General features: G+C 74.9%; 1 protein-coding gene and 2 pseudogenes. All 3 read left to right on the top strand.

What is annotated here, in order from left to right; translation table 11 throughout:
- Positions 1-73: 73 nt before the first annotated feature.
- Positions 74-403 (top strand): annotated as a pseudogene (locus AB0O00_RS31070) (TetR/AcrR family transcriptional regulator); the annotation flags it as partial.
- 148 nt (positions 404-551) lie between these two features.
- Positions 552-3,020, top strand: a complete 2,469-nt coding sequence (locus AB0O00_RS31065; protein ID WP_363657418.1) for a SpoIIE family protein phosphatase — start codon at positions 552-554, stop codon at positions 3,018-3,020.
- Positions 3,021-3,106: 86 nt separating this feature from the next.
- Positions 3,107-4,242, top strand: a pseudogene (locus AB0O00_RS31060) (primosome assembly protein PriA); the annotation flags it as partial.

Raw genomic sequence — 4,242 nt, 5'->3', positions numbered from 1 at the left:
GCCGATCGCACGGACGATGTTGGCGTGACCGAACGAGAGGGGGCCCGACCGTGCGGGGTGGGGCCCGGCGACCGTCGTCGACATGATCGTCCGGCTCTACACCGGCCCGCTGTTCCGCGCCGCCCTGCACCTGTGGACGGCCGCCGCCACCGAGGAGCCGCTGCGCGAGCGGATCATCGCCCTGGAGGGCCACGTCGGCCGCGAGGCCCACCGCGCGGCCGTCGAGTTCCTGGACGCCGACGAGAGCCGCCCCGGCGTGCGCGAATCCGTGCAGGCCACCCTCGACCTCGCCCGCGGCCTCGGCCTCGCCAACCTGCTCACCGACGACAGCGCCCGACGATCCGGAGTGATCCGGCAGTGGGCGGGCCTCCTGGAGAGTACGCTGCGCCCGGTACGCCCATGACGCCCGGACCACGCGAGCGACCGGAACGGCCCCGTCCAAGGGGTCGCCGGGCGGCCGATGTCCGTGCAGTCTGGAGAAGAATCCCGGCCGGCACGGACCGCGAGGCCCACCCGGCCGGGCACGAGCCGAACCGGGGTGCTGCCTGATCATGCACGGAAACGAGTGGGACGCGACCGCCGCCGCCGGCCCCGCACCGGGCGCCACCCCCGCACGTCCCGAGGGCCACCGGCTGGTCCCGCTCGCCACCGTCCTCGTCCAGGGCGACGGCCTCATCCTGCACTGGAGCGAGGACGCCGAGGTCCTCCTCGGCTACACCACCGACGAGGCCGTCGGCAGCCACGCCGCCCCGCTGCTCACCGACGAGAGCGACCGCGGCGAGGTGCTCGCGATCTTCCAGCGGATCATGGACGGCACCGAGACCTCCTTCGTCTTCCCGGTGCGCCACCGCGACGGCCACCGGGTCGAGCTGGAGTTCCGCACCTACCCGATCGCGGGCCCCGGCGGCACCCTCCTGCTGCTCGCCACCGCCTCCGACACCGGCGCCATCCACGAGATCGAGGCCGACCTCGCCGTCCTCGACGGCATCTTCGGCCGCTCGCCGATCGGCATGGCCGTCTACGACACCCGGCTGCGCTACGTGCGGATCAACGAGGCGCTCGCCCGGATGAACGGCGTCCCGGCCGCCGCCCACCTCGGCCGCCGGATATCCGCCGTGCTGCCCGGCATCAACACCGCCGAGATCGAGCAGACCATGAGACAGGTGCTCAGGACCGGCAAGCCCGTCGTCGACGCCCGCTCGCACGGCCGCGTCCCCGGGGACCCGAGGCGCGACCACGCGTGGTCCGCGTCCTACTTCCGGCTGGAGGACTCCACCGGCAAGGTCTTCGGCGTCGCCTCCTCGATCATCGACGTCACCGAGCGCTTCCAGGCCGAGGCCCGCGCCTCCCGCGCGCAGGAACGTCTCGCCACCATCGCCGAGGCCACCGCCAGGATCGGCACCACCCTCGACCTCCAGCGCACCGCCGAGGAACTCATCGAGGCCGTCGTCCCCCGGTTCGCCGACTTCGCCACCGTCGACCTCCTGGAACCGGTGCTGCGCGGCGCCGAGCCCACCGCCATCCCCGCCGACCGCCCGATCAAGCTGCGGGCCGTCGCCGTCGGCGAGAACTACGAATCCGGGCTCGCCCACGCCGTCGACGCCGTCGGCGAGACCTCCGAGTACGCCCCCCACCGCAGCTACACCCAGTGCCTGCGCAGCGGCAGGCCGCTGCTGCGCGCCCACGTGGACGAGGAAGTGCTGCGCGGCCTGGTCTCCAGCGAGGACCGCGTCGCCCCCGGCATCGCGGCCGGCATCCACTCGTACCTGATGGTGCCGATCTCGGCCCGCGGCATGGTCCTCGGCGGCTCCGAGTTCATCCGGATGCGCAACCCCGAGCCGTTCACCGACGCCGACGTCGCCCTCGCCGAGGAACTCGTCGCCCGCACCGCCCTCGCGCTCGACAACGCCCGCCTCTACCGGCGCGAGCGCGAGACCGCGCTCACCCTCCAGCGCAGCCTCCTGCCACAGGAGATCCACCGCACCCTCGGCCTGGAGATCGCCTACCGTTACCTGCCCAGCAGCGTCGTCAGCGAGGTCGGCGGCGACTGGTTCGACGTCGTGCCGCTGTCCTGCGGCCGGGTGGCCCTGGTGGTCGGCGACGTCATGGGCCACGGCATCCGGGCCGCCGCCACGATGGGCCAGCTGCGCACCGTCGCCCGCACCCTCGCCACCCTCGACATGCCGCCCGAGCAGGTCCTCACCCGGCTGGACGAGACCGCCCACGGAATCGGCGAGGGCCAGTTCGCCACCTGCATCTGCGCCGTCTACGACCCCCTGGAGCGCACCGTCCAGGTCGCCTCGGCCGGCCACCTGCCGCCCGTTTGGGTCGGCCCCGACGGACTCGCCCGCCGGGTCGACCTGCCGCCCGGCGTGCCGCTCGGCGTCGGCGGCGTGGCCTTCGAGTCGATCGAGTTCACCCTCCCGGAGGGCGGCATGGTCGCCCTCTACACCGACGGCCTGGTCGAGCGCCGCGGCCAGGACATCGACAAGGGCATCGACCTGCTAGCCCGCACCCTCGCCGAGCCAGGACGCACCCTGGAACAGACCTGCGACGCCGTCCTCGGCGCCCTCGTCACCGACGGCACCGACGACGACATCGCGATGATCATGGCCCGGGTGCTGCCGCTGCCCGCCGACCGCATCGCCACCCTCCCGCTCACCGGCGGCGGCCGCCTGCCCGGCAAGGCCCGCCGCTTCACCCGCTCGACCCTGGAACGCTGGGGCCTGACCCCGCTCGCCGACTACGCCGAACTGCTGGTCAGCGAACTCGTCACGAACGCCCTCCTGCACGCCGACGCCCCGCGCCGGCTGCGGCTCTTCCGCGACCGCGTCCTCACCGTCGAGGTCTCCGACGCCGGCGGCCAGACCCCGCAGCTGCGCCCCTTCGCCGAGCAGGACGAGGGCGGCCGCGGCATGTTCCTGGTCAGCGAGCTCGCCCAACGCTGGGGCAGCCGCCTGACCAGGGACGGCAAGGTGGTCTGGGCCGAACTGGAACTCCCCTTCGGCGCGAGCCACTGACGGCGGCGGGGGCCCCCCCCCCCGGGGGGGGGGCGCCCGCCACTTTTGTGCGCGTTGTCGGTGTGACCTGGTAGTACTTGGGAGCGATGAGCAGCACAGGGGAGAACGGGGGCGCCGAGCCGGAGCAGCTGGCGTTCATCCGGGAGACGGTCCGGCGCGCCAAGCCGCGGACGTGGCGTGGCGCGAAGCGGGCCGAGCACCTGCCGGTGGCCCGGGTCGTGGTCGACAAGGGCGTGCTGACCATCGACAAGTTCTTCGACTACGAGGTGCCGGCCGCGATGGCCGAGGACGCCCGGCCGGGCGTCCGGGTGCGGGTCCGGTTCGGGGCGCGCGTGGTCAAGGGGCAGCGCGAGGGCGGGGAGCTGCACGACGGGTTCATCGTCGCCCGGCTGGAGAAGAGCGACTTCCCCGGGCCGCTCGCGCCGCTCGCCCAGGTGCTCTCGCCAGAGCCCGTCCTCACCCCGCAGCTGCTGCGCCTGTGCCGGACCGTCGCCGACCGGTACGCGGGCACGCTGGCGGACGTCCTCCAGCTGGCGATCCCGCCCCGGCACGCCAAGGCGGAGGCCGAGGACTCCCCGCCGCCGCGGGCGCGGCCCGCGGTGCCCGCGCCCGGCAGCTGGCAGCGCTACCCGGCCGGGCCCGACTTCCTGGCCGCGCTCGCCGAGGGCGGTGCGCCGCGGGCCGTCTGGTCGGCGCTGCCCGGGCCCGCCTGGCCGTACGAGATCGCCCGGGCCGTCGCGGCGACGCTGGCGGGCGGGCGCGGCGCGCTGGTCGTCCTGCCGGACGGGCGCTCGGTGGCGCGGGTGGACCGGGCGCTCACCGAGGTGCTCGGCGAGGGCATGCACGTCGCCCTGGAGGCGGAGGCCGGCCCCCGGGAGCGCTACCGGCGCTGGCTCGCGGTGAGCCGCGGCTCGGTGCACGCCGTCATCGGCACCCGCGCCACCATGTTCGCGCCGGTGCGCGACCTCGGGCTGGTCGTGGTCTGGTCGGACGGCGACAGCAGCCACAGCGATCCGCGCGCCCCGCACCCGCACGTCCGCGAGGTCGCGCTGCTGCGCGCCGCCGAGGAGGGCGCGGCCGTGCTGCTCGGCGGGCACGCCGTGACCGTCGAGGGCGCGCAGCTGGTCAGCACCGGGTGGGCCTACCGGAAGGGCCTCGCCGAGGTCCTGGTGCAGGGCGCGGCTGTGGACGCCGTCCTGCTGGCGCTCGTGGCGCTCGTGCC

Source organism: Kitasatospora sp. NPDC093558 (assembly GCF_040683475.1).
In the GTDB taxonomy this organism is placed as follows: domain Bacteria; phylum Actinomycetota; class Actinomycetes; order Streptomycetales; family Streptomycetaceae; genus Kitasatospora.
The sequence above is the reverse complement of the archived record's forward strand: the minus strand, read 5'-3'. Positions and strand labels throughout refer to the sequence as shown.

Excerpts from the sequence above, each read along its gene's own strand:
- AB0O00_RS31065 (WP_363657418.1), top strand. The coding sequence starts at position 552 with ATGCACGGAAACGAGTGGGACGCGACCGCCGCCGCCGGCCCCGCACCG.